A 23392-nucleotide genomic window follows, 5' to 3' on the forward strand; every position below is an offset into this window, starting at 1 on the left:
CGGTTACTGCGCGGCGGTACCGAGCGGGGCGGTCTCCGACGCGGCCGGAGCGTGCGCGTAGACGGTGTCGCCCGCGACGAGCCCCAGGTCGTGGGTTTCGCCGCGGGTGATCTGCGTCGTGAACTGCTCACCCGTCGCGTCGTTGCGCAGTTCGACGCGCACCTCGAAGCCCAGCCGGACCACACGCTCGACGGTCGCCCGCGTGACACCGACCGAGCCGCCGGAGGTGTCGGAGAGCGCAGGTTGCCGGGCGAGCCGGATGTCGTGCGGCCGCACCAGCACGCCGTTGAGCTTGGACACCGTCCCGAGGAACGACATCACGAAGCTGTTCGCCGGGCGATCGTAGAGTTCCTCCGGCGTTCCGACCTGTTCGATACGTCCGGCATTCATCACCGCGATGCGGTCGGCGACGTCGAGCGCCTCCTCCTGGTCGTGCGTGACGAGCACGGTGGTCACGTGCACCTCGTCGTGCAGGCGGCGCAGCCAGGTCCGCAGGTCGGCGCGCACCTTCGCGTCCAGGGCACCGAACGGCTCGTCGAGCAGCAGCACCTGCGGGTCGACGGCGAGAGCACGGGCGAGCGCCATGCGCTGACGCTGGCCACCGGACAACTGCGCCGGATAGCGTCGCTGGAACCCGCCGAGCCCGACGATATCGAGCAGGTCGTCGACCCGCTTCGTGATCTCGGCCTTGGGCCGCTTGCGGATCTTGAGTCCGAAGGCGACGTTCTCGCGCACGGTCATGTGCTTGAACGCGGCGTAGTGCTGGAAGACGAAACCGATGTCGCGCTTCTGCGGGGTGACGCCGGTGACGTCCTTACCGGCGATGTGGACGGTGCCCGCGTCGAGGGTCTCGAGGCCGGCGATCGAACGCAGCAGCGTCGACTTCCCCGAACCCGAGGGTCCGAGCAGGGCGGTGAGCGAGCCGGACGGGATGTCGATGTCGACGTCGGCGAGTGCGGCGAAATCTCCGTAGTTCTTGCGCGCCCCGGTAACAGTGATCATTCGGTGGTCCTCTTCCGGTCGAGCAGGGTCATCAGCAGCAGGACGATCACCGCGATGGCCATGAGCAGGGTCGCGGCGCTGTAGGCGCCGAAGGTGTTGTGGTCGTCGATGTACCGGGCGTGCACGAGCAGCGTCAGGGTCTGGGAGACGCCGGGGAAGCCGGACGAGACCATGATGACGGCGCCGAACTCGCCGAGGGCCCGCGCGACGGTGAGGACGATGCCGTAGGTCAGGCCCCAGCGGATCGCCGGCAACGTGATCCGCCAGAAGGTCTGCCAGGTGTTCGCGCCGAGGGTCGCGGCGGCCTGCTCCTGCTCCTCACCGATCTCGCGCAGCACCGGTTCGACCTCGCGCACGACGAACGGCAGCGTCACGAAGATCGTCGCGAGCACCATGCCCGGCAGGCCGAAGATCACCTTGAAGCCGAGATCCTCGACGGCACCGAACCAGCCGTTGGCGCCCCACAACATGATCAGGGCGACACCCACGACGATCGGCGAGACCGCGAAGGGCAGGTCGACGACGGCCTGCAACAGTCCCCTCCCCGGGAATCTGCCGCGGACGAGCGCCAGCGCGACGACGATGCCGAAGATCACGTTCACGGGCACGACGATCGCGACGATGAGCAGCGACAGGTTCAGAGCCGAGATCGCCGCCGGGGTGCTGATCGACTCGGCGAACGCCACGATGCCGTTCTCGAAGGTGCGGTAGAGGATCACCCCGATCGGGACGAGCAACAGTACGAACAGGTAGGCGAGCGCGACGAAGCGCAGCGACAGTCGGGATGCGAGGGACGGTTTCACCGGTCGTCCTCCTCTCGGCGCAACCCCCGATTCGCGACCAGGCGCAGGACGAACAGCACGACGAAGGCGATCACCAGCAGCGCGACGGAGACCGCGGCGGCGTTGACCGGCCGGTCGATCTCGATCTGCTGCTGGATGTACTGCGACGCGACCTGGGTCTTGTACGGGATGTTGCCGCCGATGAGCACGATCGAGCCGTACTCGCCGATGGCGCGGGCGAATGCCAGGCCGGTGCCGCCGAGGACCGCCGGCGCGAGCACGGGCAGCACGACCGTGCGGAAGATCGTGAAGTTGCCGGCGCCGAGCGAGGCGGCGGCCTCCTCGACCTCACGGTCGGCCTCGATGAGCACCGGCTGCACCGAGCGCACCACGAACGGCAGCGTGACGAACGCCAGCGCCACCACCAGTCCCGGCTCGGTCGCGTTGAGCTGCACACCGATCGGGCTCTGCGGCCCGTACAGCGAGAGCAGCACGATGCTCGCGACGATCGTCGGTAGCGCGAAGGGCAGGTCGATCAGGGCATTGACGAACTTCTTGCCCGGGAACTCGTCGCGGACGAGCACCCAGGCGATCACCGTGCCCATCACCGCGTTGATCGCCGCGACGACCAGCGAGACGACGACGGTGATCCGTAGGGTCGCCAGGGCGGCCGGAGCGGTGATCGCATCGACGAACGTCCCGAGACCGTCCGAGACGGAGTGGAAGGCCAGGGCCGCGAGGGGAAGCAGGACGATCAGGCTCAACCACAGTGTGGCGATGCCGATACCGAGGGGCCCGACGGCGCCGGTGAACATCCGGCGTCGTGGTCGGGCGGGGGCCGTGGCGGACGGCCGGCGACGCGAACCCGCCGGGGCGGGAGACGAATCTCCCGACCCGGCGGTGTGTTCCGAAACGGTCACGCGCGTGCTCTACTTCGTTGCGTTGTCGTAGATCACCGCGATGGTGCCGGTGCTGTCGGCGAACAGCTCCTCGTTCACGGTCTCCCAGCCGCCGAGATCGGCGACGGTCCACAGCTTCTCCGGCTGCGGGAACTCATCGGCGAATTCCTCGGCGACGGTCGGATCGACGGGCCGGAAACCGGCTTCGGCCCACAGGCGCTGGGCCTCGGGGGTGTACAGGAAGTCGTTGAACGCCTGCGCGACCTCGACGTCCTTCGCGTTCTTCAGTACCGCCGCAGGGTTCTCGATCTTGAAAGTGACGGGCGGGGTGACGTGCTCGACGGGGTCGCCGTTGCGCTCGATGAACAGTGCCTCGTTCTCGTAGCTCAGCAGCACGTCGCCGGTGCCCTGCAGGAAGGTCTCGGTGGCCTCGCGACCGGACTTCGGCTGTACCTTCACATGGTCGGTGACCAGTGCGGTGACGTAGTCGATGCCGGCCTGCGGGTCGGCGCCGCCGTTGCTCTTCGCGGCGTACGGCGCAAGCAGGTTCCACTTCGCCGAACCCGAGCTGAACGGGTTGGGGGTGACAACCTCGACATCCGGCCGGAGCAGGTCGTCCCAGTCCCGAATGTTCTTCGGGTTGCCCTCACGGACGACGATGGTCACGACCGATCCGAACGGTATCCCGTTGTAGGCGTTGTCGTTCCAGTTCTCGTCGACGAGTCCCGCGTCGACGAGACGGGTGATGTCGGGCTCGACGGAGAAGTTCACGAAGTTCGCCTCGGCGCCGTCGCGCACCTTGCGGGACTGGTCTCCGGAGGCGCCGTAGGACTGCTGGAAGACGACGCCCTCGCCTTCCTCGGTCTCCTGGAAGGCGGGGATCAGCGAGTCGAATCCGACCTTGGGCACGGCGTAGGCGTAGAGGTTGACCGTGCCGCCGGATCCGTCGCCGCCGCTCTCGGCTCCGACGGTGTCGCTCGAACCACCGGAGCAGGCGGTGAGGGAGAGTGCGGTGACCGCAGCGAACGCCGCGACAACGAACCTGGAACGTTTCATGACGAGCCTCCTGAGGGGCTGTTTCGAGGGGGGGATGAACGCGACCGGCACCGGACGAGGGGCTGCCGGAATCGGACCGGCCGGGATTCGCGAGGATGCGGCACCGACGGACGAGAGGATCCGGAAGACGGGGACCGCGGAGAGAAGGAGGATTCAGCGACAACAGTCGATGTCGGCGACCGATGGCATGCCCACAGCGATCAACGCCAACTCGTGGCGGAGGCGGGGCAGAGTGGTCGCGGACACGCGGCAGAGATTAGCAGAGGTCGAGGGTCGACCGAAATCGACGATTCGGACATCGGACGTCGAGCACCGAACCGGATGCGCGAGCGGCGTGCTCACATGGAGACGAGCCATGCGACGACGACGATGATCAGCAGCGCGATCAGCGCCAGGGTTACGCGCGAACGCGGCATGTCAGCAATCCTCCGTCGTCGTGGCGGGCGAGTCCGTCTCTCCGCGGCCGAGCAGTCCGAAGACACCGGCCATCGCCCGATCGAGCAGCCATGCGACCCCTGAGCAGGCCGGCACCAGCACTGCGAGCACCAGGGCCGCCTGGGGGACGAAGGACAGGCCCGCGAGCCACAGCTCGAAGCCGTCCCACCACGAAGCCACCCGATCCATTGCCTACACCCTAGTAGGTTCGGCAACCGCGCTGCGATCCGCCCGGCCCGCGGTGATCATGGAGGGATGGACCACTACCACTCCTCCTCACCGCTGTCGGGGGCACCCTTCCGACGGAGTCCGTTCCCGCCGATCGACGACTACGCATTCCTCTCGGATTGCGAGAGCACCTGCCTGATCGCACGTGACGGCACCGTGGAGTGGATGTGCGTGCCCCGTCCGGACTCCCCGAGTGTGTTCGGGTCGCTGCTGGACCGCAGCGCGGGACATTTCCGGTTGTCGCCGCACGACCGCACCGTTCCTGCGGCACGCCGGTACCTGCCGGGCGGTCTGGTGCTCGAGACGACCTGGCAGACCGACACGGGTTGGATGATCGTGCGGGACGCGCTGGTCATGTCACCCTGGTACGACGTCGAGGAACGCTCCACCACGCATCGCCGGACCCCGTCCGACTGGGAGGCCGAGCACATGCTGTTGCGCACGGTGCGCTGCGTGAACGGGACGGTCGACCTGTACGTCAGCTGCGAACCCGCCTTCGACTACCACCGCGGCCGCACCGAATGGAGCTATACCGGCAAGGTCTACGAGGAGGCCACCGCGGTGTGCCGGAACGCGCCGGACGAACATCCGACGCTGCGCATGACGACGGATCTGCGCCTCGGAATCGAGGACCGCGAGGTCCGCGCGCGACGTCGACTCCACAAGGGCGACACGGCCTTCGTCGCATTGTCGTGGTCGGACCGCCCGATGCCGCACACCTTCGACGAGGCCGCCGTCAAGATGACCGCCACCCAGGACTACTGGCGCGAGTGGATCACGACGGGCCGCTTCCCGGATCACCCGTGGCGCACCTACCTGCAGAGCAGCGCTCTGACGCTCAAGGGACTGACCTACAGCCCGACCGGGGCGCTGCTCGCAGCGTCGACGACCTCACTCCCCGAAACACCTGGCGGAGAACGTAACTGGGACTACCGTTACGCGTGGGTACGCGATTCGACCTTCGCACTGTGGGGTCTGTACACCCTCGGGTTCGACCGGGAGGCCGACGACTTCTTCTCGTTCATCCTCGACGTCTCGCGCGACGCGGACGGCGTCCGCTATCCGCTCCAGGTGATGTACGGGGTGGGCGGTGAGCGCGAGTTGCCGGAGTCGACCCTCGATCATCTGAGCGGCTACGACGGCGCCACCCCGGTCCGCATCGGCAACGACGCCTATCACCAACGGCAACACGACATCTGGGGCACACTGCTCGACTCGGTGTACCTGCACGTCAAGTCCCGCGGGCACTTCCCCCAGACGCTGTTGCACACCCTGCGCCGGCAGGTCGAGGAGGCAGCGGCCAACTGGCGCAAGCCCGATCGCGGCATCTGGGAGGTGCGCGGCGAACCCCAGCACTTCGTGTCGTCGAAGGTCATGTGCTGGGTGGCACTCGATCGCGGCGCGAAACTCGCCGAACTGCAGGGTCGTCCCGACTACGCCCGGAAGTGGGCGGCGATGGCCGACGAGATCAAGGCCGACGTCCTCGAACACGGCGTCGACGAACGCGGCGTCTTCACCCAGCGGTACGGCCACCCGTCACTCGACGCGTCGGCTCTGCTGATCCCCTTGTTGCGCTTCCTGCCCGCAGACGACCCCCGGGTGCGGGCCACGGTGCTGGCGATCGCCGACGAACTCACCGAGGACGGGCTGGTGCTGCGCTACCGGGTGGAGACCACCGACGACGGGCTCGCGGGCAAGGAGGGCTCGTTCACCATCTGCTCGTTCTGGCTGGTCTCGGCGCTCGTCGAGATCGGCGAGGTCGAGCGAGCCGCCGCACTGTGCCAGCGCCTGCTCGACTACGCGAGCCCCCTGAAGCTCTATGCCGAGGAGATCGACACCGAGAGCGGACGTCATCTGGGGAACTTCCCGCAGGCGTTCACCCACCTGGCGCTCATCAATGCCGTCGTCCATGTCATCCGCGCAGAGCGGGAGATCGGAGCGGGCAACTTCCGGCCCGCGCATCTCGGACCGTGAGCCGGTCTCAGGCGACTCAGCGCCACCGCATCCGGGGAGACGTCGGTCTGCCACGGATAGAGGCCGCGCTCGTCGCCGTACGAGCCGGCGCTGTAGTACGCGATGGGCTGCACCCCGAGTTCGACGAGAGCGTCGAGCCATTGGCTGGAGGTCGCGACGATCCGCTCGGGTGTGCCCTCGATCGTCGTCGTGCCGTAGGAGTGCTCGACGGTGACGGTCTCGCCGCCGGCGGTCGCGGTGTCATCGGTGTCCGACGAACACGCCACGAGGGTCGGGGCGACGAACAGTACGAGCGCTACCGCGGAGAGAACGACTCGGCGCATGGGCGACCTCCACCTCAGGTGAGGCTCACCTCAGCTCGAATGTGGACGTCCGTGTGCCGGCGCAGTGCTCAACGGAAGCGGGACAGCAGGGTCTCCGCCTGTTCGGCGATACCCCGGATCACCTCGCCCGCGGGTCGCTCGGAGCGCACCAGACCGGCGGCCTCCCCCGCGTAGACCACCCCGATGTCGGGATCGTCACCGGTGTACGCCGCGGCGAGGGTGTCCTCGTCGGCGCCCCGGCCGTGCCACTCCTCGGTGAACGCATTGCGCAGGGCGCGTCCGCCCCATCGCGCCGGCCACGGCTGGTGCCGGGCCTTGTCGAAGACGTCGGTGTAGACGGTGTCGGCGCTGCCGGCCTCCACGAGCCGGCCACGGGCGTAGTCGGGGCCGACGGTCTCCGGGCTGGCGAGCAGCGCCGTCCCGACCAGGGCGCCCTGCCCACCGGCTGCGAGCACCGCTGCCAGACCGCGACCCGTGGCGATGCCACCTGCGGCGAGCACGGGCAGCGACGTCGACTCGAGCACCTCCTGCAGCAACGGGAGGGTACCGATCCTGCCCGTGTGCCCACCGGCCTCATGGCCCTGCGCGATCACCGCGTCGACACCCGCTGCCTCGACCACGCGCAGATCGTCGACCGTGTTGATCTGCGAGAGGACGACGGCCCCGGCCTCGTGGACGCGCTCGATGTAGGGAGCGGGATCGCCGAACGAGAGCGTGACCAGTTGCGGGCGGTACTCGAGCACCGCGGTGAGGAGGCTGTCGTCGTCGGCAAGCGCCCAAGTCATCAGACCGAATCCCACGGCCCCACCACCGATCTCGCGGGCGGTGCGCACCTCGCCCTCGATCCACTCGGCGGTGTTGTACCGGGCGGCACCGATCAGGCCGAGTCCGCCGGCCCGCGTCACCTCGCCGGCGAGCCGCCCACCGGCCCGGCCACCCATGGGCGCACCCAGCAGAGGAACGGAGATTCCGAGTTCACGGGTGAGCCAGGTGTCGAGCACGCGAATCCTTCCGGTGGGCGTCGCAGCAGGAGCGACTACTTCTTCGGCTTGTCGGACGAGGCCTCGGACGACAACGCGGCGACGAACGCCTCCTGCGGAACGTCGACGCGGCCGATGGTCTTCATCCGCTTCTTGCCTTCCTTCTGCTTCTCGAGCAGCTTGCGCTTACGGCTGATGTCGCCGCCGTAGCACTTGGCGAGAACGTCCTTGCGGATCGCCCGGATGTTCTCGCGGGCGATGATCTTCGAGCCGATCGCGGCCTGGACGGGCACCTCGAACTGCTGCCGCGGGATGAGTTCCTTGAGCTTGGTCGTCATCTTGTTGCCGTAGGCGGCCGCGGCGTCCTTGTGGACGATCGCGCTGAATGCGTCGACGGCCTCGCCCTGCAACAGGATGTCGACCTTGACCAGCGCGGCCTCCTGCTCTCCGGCCTCCTCGTAGTCCATCGAGGCGTAGCCGCGGGTGCGCGACTTCAGCGAGTCGAAGAAGTCGAAGATGATCTCGGCCATCGGCAGCGTGTACCGCAGCTCGACGCGGGTCTCGGACAGGTAGTCCATACCGCCGAGCTCACCGCGCCGCGACTGGCACAGCTCCATGATCGAACCGATGAACTCGCTCGGCGCGATGATGGTGCACTTGACGATCGGTTCGTAGATCTCGCGAGCCTTGCCCTCGGGCCAGTCGGACGGGTTCGTCACGACGACTTCCTGGCCGCCTTCGAGCACGACGCGGTAGACGACGTTGGGAGCCGTGGAGATCAGGTCGAGGCCGAACTCGCGCTCGAGGCGCTCGCGGGTGATCTCCATGTGCAGCAGACCGAGGAAGCCGCAGCGGAAACCGAACCCGAGAGCGACGGACGTCTCGGGCTCGTAGGTGAGCGCGGCGTCGTTGAGCTGGAGCTTGTCGAGCGCGTCGCGCAGCACCGGGTAGTCGGAGCCGTCGACCGGGTACAGACCGGAGTAGACCATCGGGCGCGGTTCGCGGTAGCCGGTGAGCGGCTCCTCCGCACCGTGGCGGGCGGTGGTGACGGTGTCGCCGACCTTCGACTGGCGCACGTCCTTCACGCCGGTGATGAGATAGCCCACCTCGCCGACGCCGAGACCGGCGGTGGCCTTGGGTTCGGGCGAGACGATGCCGACCTCGAGCAGTTCGTGGGTCGTGCCCGTCGACATCATCTTGATCTTCTCGCGGGGCACGATCTTGCCGTCGACCACACGCACGTACGTCACGACGCCGCGGTAGGTGTCGTAGACGGAGTCGAAGATCATGGCGCGGGCGGGCGCGTCGGCGTCACCGACCGGCGGCGGCACCTGGCGGATCACGGCGTCGATGAGTTCGGGGACGCCCTCGCCGGTCTTGCCGGAGACCCGGAGCACGTCGGACGGCTCACAGCCGATGATGTTCGCGATCTCACCGGCATAGCGGTCGGGATCGGCCGCGGGCAGGTCGATCTTGTTGAGGACCGGGATGATCGTCAGGTCCTTGTCGAGCGCAAGGTAGAGATTGGCGAGGGTCTGCGCCTCGATGCCCTGCGCGGCGTCGACGAGCAGGACCGCGCCCTCGCACGCCTCGAGCGCGCGGGAGACCTCGTAGGTGAAGTCGACGTGGCCCGGGGTGTCGATCAGGTGCATCACATAGTCTTCGCCGTCGAGCTTCCACGGCAGACGTACGTTCTGCGCCTTGATCGTGATGCCACGCTCGCGCTCGATGTCCATGCGGTCGAGGTACTGGGCGCGCATCTGCCGCTCCTCGACCACCCCGGTGAGCTGCAGCATCCGGTCCGCGAGCGTCGACTTTCCGTGGTCGATGTGCGCGATGATGCAGAAGTTCCGGATCTTTGCGGGGTCCGTGAACGTGGTGTCGGCGAAGGTGCTGATGTCGTGCTCCTGACTCGGACTGGCAGCGGCCAGCAGACCGCGGTCACCCTGCAGAATATCCAAGTCGGGCGACGGCCGGGATTTCGCCCGGGTCAGGTCCGGTTAAGCTCGGTTCCCGTGGCCGGTACATGGAAGAAGTTGGGCAGGCAGCTGGGGCGTCTCGCCGTCGACCAGGGTCCGAAGATCTACCAGCAGTTGCAGCAGTCCGGGGCGCTCGACAAGGCGCGCGCCGCGTTGAACGCGGCCGGCCGGACCGGCGCAGCGAGCGGAACCTCGGGGAGCGGTACCACTGCGGCACCGAAGCCGGGCGCGTCCGGGACCACGGCGCCGAAGCCAGGTGCCGCGAAGACCCAGTCCGGCACGAAGCGTCCGGCCCCCGGTCGCCCGGTGGCGTCGCGCACCACGCCCACGGCGCAGCGTGCCCGCCGCCTCGAGTACTCCCCCGACCTCGACGGTCGCGCCGATCCGGGCGAGATCGTGTGGACCTGGGTGGCCTATGAAGAAGATCCGACGGAGGGCAAGGACCGCCCGGTGCTCGTCGTGGGCCGCGACGACAGGACGCTGCTCGGGCTGATGCTCTCGTCGAACTCCGACCGCGACGGTCACCGCGACTGGCTCGGAATCGGCTCCGGACCGTGGGACGCGGAGAACCGCCCGAGCTGGGTGCGCCTCGATCGCGTGCTCGACGTCCCCGAGGATGGCATCCGCCGCGAAGGCGCGATCCTCCCCCGCGCACGATTCGATCAGGTCGCGACCCGGCTCCGTACCGATTTCGGCTGGAGCTGAATCGGGCCGCGCCCTGACCGCAGGCCCTCAGGAGGCCCGGAGCCCGTACCGCCGCCCGAAGAGGAAGGTGTAGACGAGCGCTCCGAGCGCTCCGCCGATGAGCGGGAACACGATGAATGCCCACAGCTGCCCGAGCGCACCGTCCTGGTAGAAGGCGACGGCGAGGCTACGGGCGGGATTGACCGACGTGTTGTCGATCGGGATCGAGATCAGGTGGATCACCGCGAGAGTGAAGCCGATGGCGATGCCGGCGATCGGCGCGTCGGCCACCTGATCGGTCGCACCCAGCACCACGAAGACGAGCACGGCCGTGAGCAGGACCTCGACGACGATCATCGCGCCGATGCCGTAGCCGTTCTCGAGCACGCCGCCGAGCGGACCGTGCACCGCCGAGGGGCTGTGCGCGCCCCAGCCGTTCGCCCCGAGGCCGTCGGCGGCACGGTCGTAGCTCGGCAACGACGACGCCACCGCGTAGAGCGTCAGACCGGCGACCAGACCGCCGACGACCTGCGCGATCCAGTAACCCACGGCGCGCACCGGCGTCACGTGACCGACGATGAGCTGCCCGAGCGTCACCGCCGGGTTCACGTGACACCCGGAGATCGGGCCGATGGTGTACACGAGGAACAGCAGGGTCAGGCCGAACGCCAGTGCGACGCCGAGCTGACCGACATAGGTTCCGGCGAACACCGCGGTACCCACCGCGGAGAACACCAGGAGGAAGGTTCCGATCGCCTCCGCCACGTACTTCCGCAGATCGGAGAACTCACCGGGGTCTCTGATTTCCAGGGAGGTCTGGCGTGCGAGATCTTCGTCGATTCGGGACTCGGGATCGCGTGGGGGTTCCATGGGTCACCTCGATGTTCGTGGTCCCGCTCGCAGGCGGAACCTGGTGGTAGAACACTTCGAGTCGATGCACCGCAGCCGCGAACTCGTCGTTCGCGCTGTGAGGGAGATTACGCATGCGCCGTGACCTCGACAACGACATCGTGCACCGTGGCGTGTCCGCCCATGTAGATGCCCTCCCGCGGCGGCACGCAACAACAACAGTCGGGTGCGCGTAGTCCTGGCCGAAACGATCAGGCCGGTGAGAAGGGTGATTCGACCGCCGGTTTGGGCTTTGCGATCCGTTCTTGGTAACCTTGTCCATCGGTGCTCAGATGCACCCAGAGCTTTCCTACCAGCTACCAGCAAGACGACAGGATTTTACGCGTGGCCAACATCAAGTCCCAGGTGAAGCGGATTCGCACCAACGAGCGCAACCGACTCCGGAATCAGTCGGTGAAGTCGTCGCTTCGTACGGCGATCCGTTCGTTCCGCGAGGCTGCGGCCGCTGGCGACAAGGACAAGGTCAACGAGCTCCTCGTCGCCACGAGCCGTCAGCTCGACAAGGCTGCCAGCAAGGGTGTCATCCACCCCAACCAGGCTGCCAACAAGAAGTCTGCTCTCGCGAAGCTTGCCAACAAGCTCTGAGTTCATCGCTCCGAGGTAGTAGACGCAGGCTCTGCTTCACGAAGGCCGTCCCCCTGCCGGGGACGGCCTTCGTGGTGTTGAACGACAGAAATGATGCCGCCCGCCCGGAATCGGCCGCGGGCACGAGCACGGGCACGGCGGAGAAGCCTCAGGCCGCCAGCTCGGAGATGACCCGCACGGCGTGCTCGAGGGCGTAGTCCGGATCGGCCGCGGCTCCCTTGACGTCGGCGTTGAGCGCAGCGACCACCGTGAGTGCGGTCCCGATAGACGCCGGCGCCCACGTGCGCGCCTGCGCCTGCGCCTTCTTCACCTTCCACGGCGGCATACCCAGCGACGACGCGAGGGAGAACGGGTCGCCGCGACCGGCCGAGCCGACCCGGGCGATCGTGTGCACGGCGTCGGCGAGAGCATCGGCGAGCAGCACGTGGGCGACACCGCGGTGCATCGCCCACCGTAGCGCTTCGAGCGCACCGGCCGTATCGCCGGCCACGGCCTTCTCGGCTACGTCGAATCCCGACACCTCGGCCTTGCCCGAGTAGTAGCGTCGCACGGCCGCAGCATCGATCTTGCCGCCGGTGTCGGCCACGAGCTGGCTGCACGCCGCAGCGAGTTCGCGCAGGTCGGAACCCACCGCCTCGATGACGAGCTGTTCGACATCGCCCGAGACTCGCACCCCCGCAGCCTGGAACTCCTTGTGGACGAACGTCCGCACCCACGCCGCCTTCTCCCCCGCCTTCGCGGGAGCGGCACACATGTGCTCCTCGGCGCCGCGCTTGCGCAGCGCGGGCACCATCGCCTTGGTGCGTCCCCCGCCGCTGTGGAGGATCACCAGTGTCACGCCCGGAGGCGGATCGCCCGCGACATCGAGGATCAGCGCCGCGGCGTCCTTCCCGGCGTCGGCGGTGGATTCGAGGATCACGATGCGTTCTTCCGCGAACAGCGACGGACTCAGCAGCTCGGCGAGTTCGGGTACGCCCGCGTCGCCGGCGCGGAGCCTGGAGACGGGGAGATCGCCGGGAGTTTCGCTGCGCGTGCGGACATCGGACACGATCTTCGCGACGGCACGGTCGACGAGCAGTTCTTCCTCACCGAGGATCAGATGCAGGGACGCGTCGCTCACGGTTCGATCGTGCCACGCACGTCCGACACCACCGCGAGCGCCCCGGAGGCGGCACGGAGCACTGCAACGTCGCCGTGCAGGTCGGTCCGCAGGACCCGCGCCCCGATTCCGGTCAGGGTGGAGACGATCTCGGGATGGGGATGCCCGAACAGGTTGTCTCGCCCGGCGCTGACGAGGGCGACGCTCGGCCGCACAGCGGTGAGGAAGCGTGCGGGTGTGGTGCGCGAGCCGTGGTGCGGCACCTTCAACACGTCCGCACGCACGTCGGTGCCCGACCGCACGAGTGCGTCGAGCGCGGCCTCCTCCGCGTCTCCCGGCAACAGGACCCGGCCCACGACGGTGTCGACCGCCAGGACGAGCGAGTTGTCGTTCTCGGAACCGCCTGTCCGTCGCCCGGCCGGGCCCAGCACCCGGATGTCGAGATCGCCCGCACGCAGGGTCGCACCGGCACCCGCTTCCCGCACCACGACACCGACCCCGGTCGCCGCGTCGAGCACACCCGCCGCGTCGTCACCGGCAGCACCCGGCCCGACCACGACCATCTCGACCGAGCGCCCGGTGAGGACACCGCGGATCCCACCCGCGTGGTCGGCGTGCAGGTGTGACACGACGAGCAGTGCGATACGGCGAATCCTCAACCGGCGCAGGCACCGATCGACGGGTTCCGGTTCGGGTCCGGTGTCGACGACGACCGCGCGCCCGTCCCCCGTCGCCAGCACCAGCGCATCGCCCTGACCGACATCGCATGCGACGAGTACCCATTCGGCTCCGGGCCAGCCCGGTCGCAGCATCCGCACCGGCAGCCACACCGCCGCGACGGCCACCGCAATCACGAGAGCCGTGATCCGCACCCGCCGGTGACGAGCCACCGACCACGCCACCGCGACCAGCACCGCCGCGACCACTGCCCCCACCGGCCCGTCCGGCACCTCGAGTTCGGCCGACGGCAACGATGCCGCCCGGTCGGCCACCGTGATCAGCCACCACAGGAACGGCCCGGTGCCGCGCGCGAGCACCTCCCCAACCCACGGGACGACGGAGGCGCCCAGCGCGACCAGCGAACCGAGGACCGTCAGCGGCGCAAGTACCGGGGCGACGAGGACATTGGCCGCGACCGACACGACACTCACGGTCCCGCTCACCGCCGCGACGAGAGGTGCGGTCGCTACGAACGCGACCAGCGACATTGCCGCGACCTCCGCGATGGGACGCGGCCACCCGCGATCCACGAGCCGGGTCACGACAGGTGGCGCGGCGACGATCAGTGCCGCCGTCGCGGACACCGACAGCGCGAACCCGACGTCGACGGCGAGGTCGGGCAGGAGTACGAGCAGTACGCCCACCGCGGTGCACAGGGCGGGAAGTGCCTGTCGCTCACGACCCGTCACGAATGCCAGCAACCCGATCGATCCCATCGCGGCCGCGCGCACCACACTCGCCGACGGACGGACCACGACGACGAAGGCGACGAGAGCCGTCGCGGCGAGGATGGTCCCGGAACGCGGTCCGAGTCCTACCGCGCGCACGAGGAGCAGTACCGCTCCGAGGACGATGCTGACGTTGGCTCCGGACACGGCCGTCAAATGCGTCAGTCCGGCCACCCGGAAGTCCTCCCGCACCTCGTCGGTCAGCGCCGTGGTGTCGCCCACCACGAGACCGGGCAGCAGGCCGGCCCGATCGGCGGGAAGCACCGCGGAACCCACCTGCGCGAGCCGGTCGCGTACCGTGCCAGCCCATCGCTGCCACACCGGGGGCGGGCCGACGACCGTGGGTGCGTTCTCCGCGTGGAGCACCGCCACCGTGGTGCCCGGCCCGGTGTGCGGCGCCGCCCGCACGCGTGCGGTGACGGACTGCCCGGGCAGGAGATCTCCCCACGAGTCGGCCGGGGCGAGCACCACCACCGATCCCCCGGTGTCCATGGATCGTCCACCGACCATCACGTGCTCGAGCCGGGCCGGGATGCGTACCCGGGGTGTGTCGTCGAAGGCCGCGGCCCGGATGCGTCGCGGGTCGTCGGTGGGGAGGAGGACGACGCCGGCCCACGCTCCCCTTTCCGCTGCGGAGGCGATCGGGTGCTGGTCGGCGGCCCACATCCGTAGACCGGCGGCCGGCCCGAATCCCGCGACGACGGCCAGTGCGGCGAGGAGGATCCGCGCACCTCCGCGTGGGATGCGACCGGTCGCGACGAGACGGACCGTCACGGCGCACCCGACGACGGCCGCGACCGCCACGGCGGTGACGATCCGCCATCCCGTGTACAACCCGAGAAGTGTCACGGCCCACGCGGCCAGCGCGCACGGCACCAGCCGGGCATCGAGAACCGTTGCGGCGTCGGACCCGTCGTTCCGTCCGGTCACACCGTCACCAGTTCACGCAGCCTCGCGAGTCGCGCCGGTCCGATCCCGTCGACCTCACCGAGTTGTTCGACGTCCGTGAACGGTCCGTTGGTGTCGCGCCACGAGACGATCGCCGCTGCCGTGACGGGACCGACGCCCGGCAGCGCGTCGAGCGCGGTCTCGTCGGCGGTGTTGAGATCCACCGGTCCGCCTGCCTCCGGTGGAGCATCGCCCGGTGTCTGCGCCCCGACGATTCCACTGGCCTGCGGAACAGGTTGGGGCGGGGCGATTCCCACGACGATCTGGTCACCGTCGGCGACCCGCCGGGCCAGATTCAGGCCGATGAGGTCGGCGCCGTCGACGGCACCGCCGGCAGCGTCGAGCGCGTCGGCCACACGGGATCCCGCCGGCAGCCGCACGAGCCCGGGGCGTATCACCGCACCCACGACGCTGACGACGAAATCGGCGGAATCCGGTTGTGCCGTGTCCGTCTCCCTCGCGGCGGACGGCTCTGCCGTGTCCACGACTTCGACTCTCGGCAGCGGCGGTACCGGTTCGGGGACCGGCCGGTCGCGCCACACGACGACGAGTGCCACTGCGGCGGCGAGTACTCCGATCGCGGCGAGTGCAGCGGTTCCCCGTCGTCCGGTGTCCCATCGCGCTGCGGTCAGCCGATCGACGAATCGTTCCCGGCCGGGACCGCTGTGGAGGGGTTCGTCGCCGTCGTCCGGATCCGCCCAGGGGTGGTCGTTCGCCGACCTGTCGTCGGTCCAGGGCGGTTCCGCGGGCATCGCCGAGGAACGCGTGATCGCGCCGAGGCGGGTGCGCGCGAGATCACGGTGGTCACTGCTCGCCATGCCGCGACGCTAGCCGCGGCCGCGACCGCCGGATTCGGTGTCGGCGCCGATTCGGCCGGGGTTGTGGATGACCCGCACCCCTGTGGATGAATGCCCGGAGGGGGCCTCCACCGGCATCATCCGGGCCGGGAGGTGGTGTAGGTGGTCAGTCCTCGGAGACACCGGTCGCCGCGGAGGCGACGACCACACCGACCGCACCCGGCCCGACGTGCGCGCCGAGAACCGCGTCGAGTTCGGACACGACGATCTCGGTGCCTTCCGGAAGGCGCTGTGCGAGCTGATCGACGAGGCTGCGCGCCCGCTCGGGTGCCCCACGGTGGTGCACCGCGACGAGCGGTTCGTCGCCCACGTCGGTCGCGGCTCCGTCGACGAGCTTGGCCATCGCCTTGGTCATCGTGCGGGTCTTCTCCCGCAGGACGAGCTTGCCGTCGGAGATGTGCAGCACGGGCTTCATCGCGAGCGCGGTACCCAACAGCGCTGTGGCCGTGCCGATCCGGCCACCGCGACGGAGGTGGTCGAGCCGGTCGACGACGAGCAGGGTCCGGGCGGACGCCGCGACCTCCACGGCCCGCTCGTACACCCGGGCCAGGTCTTCTCCGGCCCGTGCGGCGCGCACCGCTTCGAGGACGGCGAAACCCGAACCCATGGCGGTGTTCCGCGAATCGACGAGCCGGATCCGGTCGCCCAGCGATTCGGCGGCGTGCCGAGCTGCGTCCCATGTCCCGGACAGCACCCGCGAGAGGTGCACGGCTACGACGCCGTCTCCTCCACTGTCCTCGAGCGCCTCGGTATAGGCGTCGGTCAGTTCTGCGGGAGACGGACCGGAGGTCGTCACGGTCGACAGGTCCTCCGGCAACTCGTCGACGCCCTCGCGGAGGTCGCGTCCGCCCGCGATGATGTGCAGTGGCACAACACGGATGTCGTACCGACGGACCAGTTCAGGGTCGATACAACTCGACGAATCTGTGACGACGACGACGGACACGACGCCTACCGTAGGCCCTCCACCGGGACTTCCGCATCCCGATGCACGATCCGGACCGCGTCGCCGACAGCGGCGGCGACACGGCGGTGTCCTTCCCAACCCCAGTGGATCCCGTCGGGATTGGCGTCGTCGGAGAAGACGTTCTCCCGCACCGCTTCGGCGAGATCGACGAGGGGAACCGACTTCTCGGCCGCCCAGCGGGTGATCGCGCGTGCCGCGGGGAGCCGGCCGGCATGCACCGACCGGTACTGCTCGCTGCGGTGCACCGACGGCATGGTGCCGATGACGGGCAGATCGGGGCGCATGTATGCCAATGCGTCCCTGATCGTTTCGAGGTACTCGACGCTGACCCGGGGTGGGAGCGCCACCGGTCGCCCGAGCGGTGACAGTCGCGGCTGCAACCACCCGTAGGCGTTACGCGCCGCGCGACGCAGGGCCGGCGGGCGGATGTAGCGCAGGCCCTCCCGCAGTGCGGTGGGCAGCGGGGACGGGAGGGTGTCCATCCCGCCCACGGCCAGGACGACGGCTCCGGCGTGCGGGATCGCGGCCCACACCCGCGGGTCCTGGGTCATGGCCCACCACGCGTCGCGTGTGGTCCACCCGATCCGGGCGACGAGTTCGACGTCCCATCCGAGTTCGGCCGCGACCAGGTTGGGCCAGATCTGCGGATGGTCGGCGGGCAGGCCGCCCTTCGGGCCGTAGTAGCTCAGGGAGTCACCGATCACCAGCAGGACCGGGCGCTGCGGGGCGGCGTCGGTTCCGATCGGCGTGGGTTCAGAGGACGTCATCGGGCGCCACTGTGGCCGACGCGTTCCAGACGTCGAGGCGCCAGGACGGCACCTCGCCGTATCCGCTGAGCTGCACCCAGCCGGTGTTCCCGAGACCGCCGAGGACGGACCACCGATCGACGGGCAGGTCGAGCAGGGCGGCGGTGAGCGCGGCGATCAGACCCCCGTGTGCGACCAGCACGATGGGCCGATCGCTCCAGTCCTCGTACTTGTCGAGCAGTTCGCCGACGACGGCCATGCTGCGCCGCGCGACGTCGATCCGGTTCTCGCCACCCGGCGGTGCCCAGGTCGCGTCGGCGCGCCACGCGCTGCGCGCGCCCGGGGCCACGGCGTCGACCTCGGTGTGGGTCAGGCCCTGCCATTCGCCGAGATGCGTCTCGCGCAGCCGCGTGTCGATCGCGACCGGCAGCCCGATGCGATCGCCGAGCGCGGTCGCCGTGTCGTAGGCGCGGCGCAGATCGGACGAGACGACGGCGAGCGGATCGAACCGGGCGATCGCGTCGGCGACGGCGAGCGCCTGCTGCCGGCCGAGCTCGGAGAGGTCGGTGTCGAGCTGGCCCTGCATCCGCCGCGTGGCGTTGTACTCGGTCTGGCCGTGGCGCAGCAGCACCAGCTGCCGCACCCGCGGGCTCTGCGAACCCTCCTCCGGACGACTCACACGTCCTCCGGCGAGTCGGCGGCGTCGATCGCCGAACGGGGGCCACCCACACCGTCGACCTCGATGGTCGGGCAGTCCTTCCACAGGCGGTCGAGGGCATAGAAGTTGCGCTCGTCCTCGTGCTGGATGTGCACCACGACGTCGACGTAGTCGAGCAACGTCCACCGTCCCTCGCGGGTGCCCTCGCGGCGGACGGGCTTGTGGCCGGCCTCGCGCAGCTTCTCCTCGACGTTGTCGACGATGGCGTTGACCTGACGCTCGTTGGGTGCGGACGCGATGACGAAGCAATCGGTGATCACCAGTTGCTCGGACACGTCGAGCACCACGACGTCGGTGGCGAGTTTCTCGTCGGCGGCCAGGGCTGCGATTCGGGCCATCTCCGTGGCTTCTGCCGTTGCGCTCACTGCGTGCTCTTTCTCTCGATGGTGCCGGGGGTGTTTCCGTCGAACACCGGGACGGGATCTCCGTCGGGGTGCGTATTCGTGCGGTAGAGCCGGCGTTTGCTGATGTACTGCACCACTCCGTCGGGGACCAGATACCAGACGGGACGGTTCTCGCGGGCCCTCCTGCGGCAGTCCGTGGAGGAGATCGCCAGTGCCGGGATCTCCACCAGGCTCACCGCCTCGGCCGGGAGTTCGTCCAGATGCGGTGCCAGGTGTTCGGCGTGAAGGTCGTATCCGGGTCGGGACACCCCGACGAAGCGGGCGAGGTCGAACAGGGTCTGCCAGTCCTGCCAGGACAGGATCGATCCCAGTGCGTCCGCGCCGGTGATGAAGTACAGATCCGCGTCGGGATACTGCTCGCTGAGATCGCGCAGGGTGTCGACGGTATAGGTGGGTTTGCGTCGATCGATGTCGACGCGGCTGACGGAGAACCGCGGGTTGGATGCGGTCGCGATCACCGTCATCAGGTAACGGTCCTCGGCGGGGCTGACGTCGCGTCCGGTCTTCTGCCAGGGTTGCCCGGTGGGCACGAAGATCACTTCGTCCAGGTCGAAGCTCGCGGCGACCTCGCTGGCCGCCACGAGGTGTCCGTGGTGGATCGGGTCGAACGTTCCACCCATGACGCCCAGGCGGCGCCTGGGGGCCGAGGGCCGATCCGTTGGCTGATGCACGGTTGTCCAGCTTACGGGTTCACACGGGGAGCAGACTCGCCACCACCGTTGCGAGCTGCTGCGCCGACCGGCACTCGTGCATCGTGACGACCTCGCTGTAGACCCTGGCGGCCGAATCCCCCGAACCCCATTGTCCCTTCGGCTCGGGATTGAGCCAGTGCGCGTGCCGTGCGACGGACACGAGATGTTCGAGGACTTCGAGGTTCGGATTGCGGTAGTTCGTGCGGCCGTCGCCGAGGATCAGCAGCGAGCTGCGGCTGGTGAGGGCGTGGGCGTGGTTCTCGGCGAAGCCGCCGAGGGCGTGTCCGTAGTCGGAGTGACCGTCGTAGGTGATCAGCTCCGCTTCCTTCAGCATCCGCGACATGGACTCGCCCAGATCGGACCCTGCGGCGAAATGATGGGTGACCTCGTCGGCGGTGTCGATGAACGCGAACACGCGCACGCGGGAGAACTGTTCGCGTAGGGCGTGCACGAGCAGCAACGTGAAGTGCGAGAAGCCGGCGACGGAGCCGGAGACGTCGCAGAGCACGACGAGTTCGGGACGCGCCGGACGGGGCTTGCGGTTGACCAGGTCGATGGGCACGCCACCGGTCGACATGGACTTGCGCAGTGTGCGCCGCAGGTCGATGGCGCCGGCACGAGCGCGCCGGCGGCGCGCCGCGAGACGGCTCGCGAGCAGACGCGCGAGCGGCATGACGCTGCGGCGCAGGGCGACGAGTTCCGCGTCGGACGCGCGCAGGAAGTCGACCTCCTCGGCAAGCTTGGGCACCCCGTACTTCTCGACGCGTTCGCGGCCGAGCTGCTCGGCGGTGCGTCGCCGGGTCTCCCGTTCGACCATCGCCCGGAAATCGGCGATGCGCTGGGCGGCGGTGCGCCGCGCGACCTCGCTCTCGTAGGCGGCGTCGTCGCGTTCCTCGCGGGTGCTGTTGCCGAGCAGTCCCTCGAGGATCTTCGTGAGCAGGGTGTCCGGGGAGACGTCGCGAAGCGCCTGATAGGCCGAGAAGGACGGGCCGTTCGACGACGCATACTGGCCGAGTTCCTCGACGATGGCGGAGACGAGCATCTCGGAGGCCTCGAGTGCCTCCGGCGACTCGTCGGACAGCAGCTCGGCGATGAGATCGCGTAGGGCCTCGAAGTCGACCTCCCCCGTGGGGGTGCGTGGGATGCTCGCCTGAGGGTCGGTGGCCTCGCGGCGTCCGATCGCGGGCGGGAACCACAGGTCGAACAGGGCGTCGAAGGTCGGCCGGTGTGTGGACCGGCGGAGCAGGGTGCACGCGAGGCCTTCGCGGAGGGCCTCCCGATCGAGGAGATCGAGCACCGTCATGACCCGTCCGGCGTCGACCGTCTCGGACGGCCCGACCGCGATGCCGCGGCGGCGCAGCGCCTCGACGAATCCGACCAGGTGCCCGGGCAGTCCGTGGGGTGCCGGGGGCGCCTCGGATCCGGGAAGGTGCGCGGCGGCCATGTCAGTTCAACCGGAGCTCGGCGGCAGCGCGGATCTGGTCGGACTGGTGCTTGAGGATCACGCCGAGCGTGCTGCGCAGCGCGGTGTCGTCGAGGGTGTCGAGTCCTAGTGCGAGCAGGGTGCGACCCCAGTCGATCGTCTCGGCCACCGACGGCACCTTCTTGAGTTGCATGCCGCGGAGCACGCGGACCGTGCGTACGAGTTGGTCGGCGAGCGCGTCGGGCAGATCGGGGACCCGGCTGGCGAGGATGCGTCGTTCGAGGTCGGCGTCGGGGAAGTCCAGGTGCAGGAACAGGCACCGGCGCTTGAGCGCTTCGGACAACTCGCGGGTGGCGTTCGAGGTGAGCACCGCGAACGGCTTGCGGGTGGCCCGGATGGTGCCGAGTTCGGGCACCGTGACCGCGAAGTCACTGAGCACCTCGAGCAGCAGGCCTTCGATCTCCACGTCGGCCTTGTCGACCTCGTCGACGAGCAGCACGGTCGGATCCTCGCGGCGGATCGCGGTGAGCAGCGGCCGCGACAGCAGGAACTCCTCGGAGAAGACGTCTTCCTTGGTGCGGTCCCACGACTCGCCCGCCGCGGCGGTCGCCCCTGCCGACTGGATGCGCAGGATCTGCTTGGCGTGGTTCCACTCGTACAGTGCGCGGGACTCGTCGACACCCTCGTAGCACTGCAAGCGCACGAGTTCGGCCTCGGAGGTCTCGGCGACGGCGCGGGCAAGTTCGGTCTTGCCCACGCCCGCGGGTCCCTCGATCAGCAACGGCTTGCCGAGGCGATCGGCGAGGAACACCGCGGTCGCGGTGGACTTGTCGGCGAGATAACCGGTACCGGCCAGACGATCGACGACGTCCTGGACGTCCGCGAAGATCGGCGGGGTGGTGGGCAGCGCACGATCCACACTGGTTCCTTTCGTCGGGCCGGTCTCGATCAGGCGGGACGGGTGTGGCCGTCGCCCCACACCACCCACTTCGTCGACGTCAGTTCGGGCAGACCCATCGGGCCGCGAGCGTGCAGCTTCTGGGTGGAGATGCCGATCTCCGCGCCGAATCCGAACTGCTCGCCGTCCGTGAACGCCGTCGAAGCGTTGACCATAACGGCTGCGGCGTCCACGCGCGTCGTGAACTCCCGAGCAGCGGCGAGGTCCGAGGTGACGATCGCCTCGGTGTGGCCGGTGCCGTAACGGTCGATGTGGTCGACGGCCGCGTCGAGGTCGTCGACCACCGCGAGGGCGACGTCGAGCGAGAGGTACTCGTCGGACCAGTCCTGGTCGGTCGCGGGCACGAGGCCGGGCAGGTCGCCGTGGACCGTCACGCTGTGTTGCTGGAATGCCTGCAGGAGCTTCGGGACGGCGGTGTCGGCGATCGCCTCGTCGACGAGGATCGTCTCGGCGGTGTTGCACACGCTGGGCCGGCGGGTCTTCGCGTTGATCACGATCTTCTCCGCCATCTCCAGATCGGCCGCGGAGTGGACGTAGACGTGGCAGTTGCCGGTGCCCGTCTCGATCGTGGGGACGGTCGCGTCGCGCACCACCGCGGCGATCAGACCGGCGCCACCGCGCGGGATCACGACGTCGACCAGGCCTCGGGCCTGGATCAGATGCGTGACCGACGAGCGGTCGGCGCTCGGCAGCAGCTGCACGGCATCGGCGGGGATGCCCCGGCTCTCGAGCGAGGCGCGCAGCACCTCGACGAGCGCGGCGTTGGAGCGGGCCGCGGACGACGAGCCGCGCAGCAGCGCGGCGTTGCCGGACTTCAGGGCGAGACCGAATGCGTCGACCGTGACGTTGGGCCGTGCTTCGTAGACCATGCCGACCACGCCGAGCGGGACGCGCACCTGGCGCAGCTCGAGACCGTTCGGCAGCGTCGAGCCGCGGACGACGCCGCCGATCGGGTCGGGCAGTCCGGCCACCTGGCGCAGGCCGGCGGCGATCCCGTCGATCCGGGCGGAGGTCAGGCGCAGCCGGTCGAGGATGGCCTCTTCGGTGCCACCGGCGCGGGCGGCCTCGATGTCCTCCGCGTTCGCGGCGAGGACGGTGTCGGCGGCGGCGAGCAGAGCGTCGGCCGCGGCGTGCAGAGCCGCGTCCTTCTCGATGGTGGTGAGCAACGCGAGACGACGGGAGGCCACGCGGGCGCGACGCGCGGCCTCGTGGACGGCCTCACGGGTGTCCGTGCCGGCGTCGGTCGCAGCTGAGTCGGGGGTCACGGCAGTCATGTATCCAGCCTAGTCGGATCCT

23 protein-coding genes are annotated in these 23392 nt (G+C 69.3%); 3 read left to right on the forward strand and 20 right to left on the reverse strand.

Annotated elements, in window-relative coordinates; genetic code table 11:
- Positions 1-3: 3 nt before the first annotated feature.
- From RBB84_RS10430 to RBB84_RS10455, 6 genes are all read right to left on the reverse strand, one after another.
- A complete protein-coding gene (locus RBB84_RS10430; protein ID WP_033097758.1) occupies positions 4-1002 on the reverse strand; it encodes a sulfate ABC transporter ATP-binding protein in 999 nt (332 codons plus the stop codon).
- The gene (cysW, locus tag RBB84_RS10435) at positions 999-1805 is read right to left on the reverse strand and encodes a sulfate ABC transporter permease subunit CysW (RefSeq protein WP_019288355.1); all 807 of its coding nucleotides are present in this window, start codon (positions 1803-1805) and stop codon (positions 999-1001) included. The genes RBB84_RS10430 and cysW overlap by 4 nt, the downstream gene beginning before the upstream one ends.
- On the reverse strand, positions 1802-2599 hold the full coding sequence (cysT, locus tag RBB84_RS10440) for a sulfate ABC transporter permease subunit CysT (protein ID WP_016694104.1): 798 nt from the start codon (positions 2597-2599) through the stop codon (positions 1802-1804). Before cysT ends, cysW begins: the two co-directional genes overlap by 4 nt.
- Positions 2600-2713: 114 nt before the next feature.
- Positions 2714-3739, reverse strand: coding sequence for a sulfate ABC transporter substrate-binding protein (locus RBB84_RS10445; protein ID WP_019288356.1), 1026 nt, complete (start codon positions 3737-3739; stop codon positions 2714-2716).
- Positions 3740-3892: 153 nt separating this feature from the next.
- A complete protein-coding gene (locus RBB84_RS10450) occupies positions 3893-3985 on the reverse strand; it encodes an Ms4533A family Cys-rich leader peptide (RefSeq protein WP_309568822.1) in 93 nt (30 codons plus the stop codon).
- 171 nt (positions 3986-4156) lie between these two features.
- Positions 4157-4363 (reverse strand): hypothetical protein, encoded by a 207-nt coding sequence (locus RBB84_RS10455; protein ID WP_033097757.1) that lies wholly within the window; start codon positions 4361-4363, stop codon positions 4157-4159.
- 66 nt (positions 4364-4429) lie between these two features.
- Here RBB84_RS10455 and RBB84_RS10460 point away from each other — a divergent pair, with 66 nt between their 5' ends.
- Entirely contained in the window at positions 4430-6376 is a 1947-nt protein-coding gene (locus RBB84_RS10460; protein WP_033097756.1) for a glycoside hydrolase family 15 protein, read from the forward strand.
- Positions 6377-6767: 391 nt separating this feature from the next.
- Here the strand turns inward: RBB84_RS10460 and RBB84_RS10465 are convergent, their stop codons facing one another.
- Together RBB84_RS10465 and lepA are read right to left on the reverse strand one after the other, a co-directional pair.
- Complete coding sequence (locus RBB84_RS10465; RefSeq protein ID WP_006554501.1) at positions 6768-7700, reverse strand: nitronate monooxygenase; 933 nt, start codon at positions 7698-7700, stop codon at positions 6768-6770.
- Positions 7701-7735: 35 nt separating this feature from the next.
- Entirely contained in the window at positions 7736-9631 is a 1896-nt protein-coding gene (lepA, locus tag RBB84_RS10470) for a translation elongation factor 4 (RefSeq protein WP_259443777.1), read from the reverse strand.
- A gap of 63 nt (positions 9632-9694) precedes the next feature.
- Between lepA and RBB84_RS10475 the strand changes: the two genes are divergently transcribed.
- Positions 9695-10363 (forward strand): type II toxin-antitoxin system PemK/MazF family toxin, encoded by a 669-nt coding sequence (locus RBB84_RS10475; RefSeq protein WP_019288360.1) that lies wholly within the window; start codon positions 9695-9697, stop codon positions 10361-10363.
- A gap of 27 nt (positions 10364-10390) precedes the next feature.
- Here RBB84_RS10475 and RBB84_RS10480 read toward each other — a convergent pair whose 3' ends face one another.
- Entirely contained in the window at positions 10391-11212 is an 822-nt protein-coding gene (locus RBB84_RS10480) for an aquaporin (protein ID WP_006554504.1), read from the reverse strand.
- Positions 11213-11575: 363 nt separating this feature from the next.
- Between RBB84_RS10480 and rpsT the strand changes: the two genes are divergently transcribed.
- Positions 11576-11836, forward strand: a complete 261-nt coding sequence (rpsT, locus tag RBB84_RS10485; RefSeq protein ID WP_006554505.1) for a 30S ribosomal protein S20 — start codon at positions 11576-11578, stop codon at positions 11834-11836.
- Between the two features lie 148 nt (positions 11837-11984).
- On the opposite strand, the gene holA is transcribed toward rpsT, so the two are convergent.
- The 11 genes from holA to RBB84_RS10540 all read right to left on the reverse strand — a co-directional run bounded on the left by holA (position 11985) and on the right by RBB84_RS10540 (position 23370).
- A complete protein-coding gene (gene holA, locus RBB84_RS10490) occupies positions 11985-12956 on the reverse strand; it encodes a DNA polymerase III subunit delta (RefSeq protein WP_006554506.1) in 972 nt (323 codons plus the stop codon).
- Positions 12953-15313: a DNA internalization-related competence protein ComEC/Rec2 gene (locus tag RBB84_RS10495; RefSeq protein WP_052040096.1), complete on the reverse strand. Its 2361-nt coding sequence runs from the start codon at positions 15311-15313 to the stop codon at positions 12953-12955. Before RBB84_RS10495 ends, holA begins: the two co-directional genes overlap by 4 nt.
- Positions 15310-16149, reverse strand: coding sequence for a ComEA family DNA-binding protein (locus RBB84_RS10500; protein WP_006554507.1), 840 nt, complete (start codon positions 16147-16149; stop codon positions 15310-15312). The genes RBB84_RS10495 and RBB84_RS10500 overlap by 4 nt, the downstream gene beginning before the upstream one ends.
- Before the next feature lie 145 nt (positions 16150-16294).
- Positions 16295-17134 (reverse strand): DegV family protein, encoded by an 840-nt coding sequence (locus RBB84_RS10505; RefSeq protein WP_006554508.1) that lies wholly within the window; start codon positions 17132-17134, stop codon positions 16295-16297.
- Positions 17135-17139: 5 nt separating this feature from the next.
- The gene (gene octT / locus RBB84_RS10510; RefSeq protein WP_006554509.1) at positions 17140-17922 is read right to left on the reverse strand and encodes a diglucosylglycerate octanoyltransferase; all 783 of its coding nucleotides are present in this window, start codon (positions 17920-17922) and stop codon (positions 17140-17142) included.
- Complete coding sequence (locus tag RBB84_RS10515; protein ID WP_230810365.1) at positions 17909-18487, reverse strand: histidine phosphatase family protein; 579 nt, start codon at positions 18485-18487, stop codon at positions 17909-17911. Before RBB84_RS10515 ends, octT begins: the two co-directional genes overlap by 14 nt.
- Positions 18488-18576: 89 nt before the next feature.
- On the reverse strand, positions 18577-18984 hold the full coding sequence (rsfS, locus tag RBB84_RS10520; protein ID WP_024101369.1) for a ribosome silencing factor: 408 nt from the start codon (positions 18982-18984) through the stop codon (positions 18577-18579).
- A complete protein-coding gene (gene nadD / locus RBB84_RS10525) occupies positions 18981-19643 on the reverse strand; it encodes a nicotinate-nucleotide adenylyltransferase (protein WP_019288365.1) in 663 nt (220 codons plus the stop codon). Before nadD ends, rsfS begins: the two co-directional genes overlap by 4 nt.
- A gap of 70 nt (positions 19644-19713) precedes the next feature.
- Entirely contained in the window at positions 19714-21159 is a 1446-nt protein-coding gene (locus RBB84_RS10530) for a VWA domain-containing protein (protein WP_024101370.1), read from the reverse strand.
- Position 21160: 1 nt separating this feature from the next.
- A complete protein-coding gene (locus RBB84_RS10535; protein ID WP_006554514.1) occupies positions 21161-22057 on the reverse strand; it encodes a MoxR family ATPase in 897 nt (298 codons plus the stop codon).
- A gap of 29 nt (positions 22058-22086) precedes the next feature.
- Positions 22087-23370: a glutamate-5-semialdehyde dehydrogenase gene (locus RBB84_RS10540; RefSeq protein ID WP_019288368.1), complete on the reverse strand. Its 1284-nt coding sequence runs from the start codon at positions 23368-23370 to the stop codon at positions 22087-22089.
- Between the last annotated feature and the right edge of the window lie 22 nt (positions 23371-23392).

The organism is Rhodococcus sp. D-6, assembly GCF_040256695.1.
Lineage (GTDB): Bacteria > Actinomycetota > Actinomycetes > Mycobacteriales > Mycobacteriaceae > Rhodococcus > Rhodococcus pyridinivorans.